2 protein-coding genes are annotated in these 1,004 nt (G+C 70.0%); both read right to left on the bottom strand.

The features are described from left to right. A partial coding sequence (locus ACL02T_RS34865; protein ID WP_412835088.1) for an SDR family NAD(P)-dependent oxidoreductase occupies positions 1-305 on the bottom strand: 305 nt, incomplete at its 3' end. Positions 306-326: 21 nt separating this feature from the next. Beyond that, a partial coding sequence (locus ACL02T_RS34860) for a hydroxymethylglutaryl-CoA lyase-like TIM-barrel protein (RefSeq protein ID WP_412835087.1) occupies positions 327-1,004 on the bottom strand: 678 nt, incomplete at its 5' end.

Raw genomic sequence — 1,004 nt, 5'->3', positions numbered from 1 at the left:
TCCTCGGTGGTCGTGAGGAACGGCATGAAGTCGTCCCAGCCCGCGTTGTTGACCACGACCTCGATCGGACCGAGCTCGTCGGTGACGGCCTTCACCGCGGCCTGCACGGCGGCGGTGTCGGTGACGTCGGCCTGCACCGCCGTGGCCGTGCCGCCGGCGTCGGCGATGGACCTCGCGGTGGCCTGCGCGGTCTCCAGGTTCAGGTCGACCACGGCGACCTTGAAGCCCTGGGCCCCCAGGGTGGTGGCGATGCCCTGGCCGATGCCCTGGGCGCCACCGGTGACGAACGCGGTGCGATTGCTCATGAGTCCTCTTCCTCGGGGGTGTCAGGCGGTCTGCAGGTGCCAGTCGATGGGACCCGCGACGAGCGAGTGGCTGGTCAGGGTGCGGCCCAGCACCCGCTGCGCCTCGCGCGCGGCCTCGATGACCGCGGGGAGGTCCAGCCCGGTCTCCACGTCCATCTCGTGGAACATGCTCACCAGGTCCTCGGTGGCGATGTTGCCCGTGGAGCCCTTCGGCACCGGGCAACCGCCCAGCTCACCGAAGCTCGACTCGAAGCTCGTGCAACCCGCCTCGAGCGCGGCGTAGGCGTTGGCCAAACCCTGCCCGCGGGTGTTGTGGAAGTGCGCGGTGACCTCGACGCCGGAAAGCCTCTCGAGGGCGGCGGCGAAGAACTCACGGGCGTAGGCCGGGTTGCACATCCCGGTGGTGTCACCGAACCCGATCTCCGTGGCCCCGGCCTCGGCGAACCGCTCGGCCAGCGACAGCACCCGCCCCAGCTCGACCTTGCCCTCGTAGGGGCAGCCGAACGACGTCGCGATCACCGCCGCGCAGTTCAGGCCCTCGGCCCGGATCCGCTTCGCCATGACGTCGTTGTCCGCCATGGTCTCCGCGACCGTGCGGTTGACGTTCTTCTTGTTGTGCGTCTCCGACGCCGACACGAAGATCGCCGCCTCGTGGAAGCGGTCCCGCACCTTGAGCGCGTTGTCCAGCCCGCGGCTGTT

The sequence above is a fragment of the Pseudonocardia oceanicola genome (assembly GCF_047200735.1).
GTDB lineage: Bacteria > Actinomycetota > Actinomycetes > Mycobacteriales > Pseudonocardiaceae > Pseudonocardia.
The sequence above is the reverse complement of the archived record's forward strand: the minus strand, read 5'-3'. Positions and strand labels throughout refer to the sequence as shown.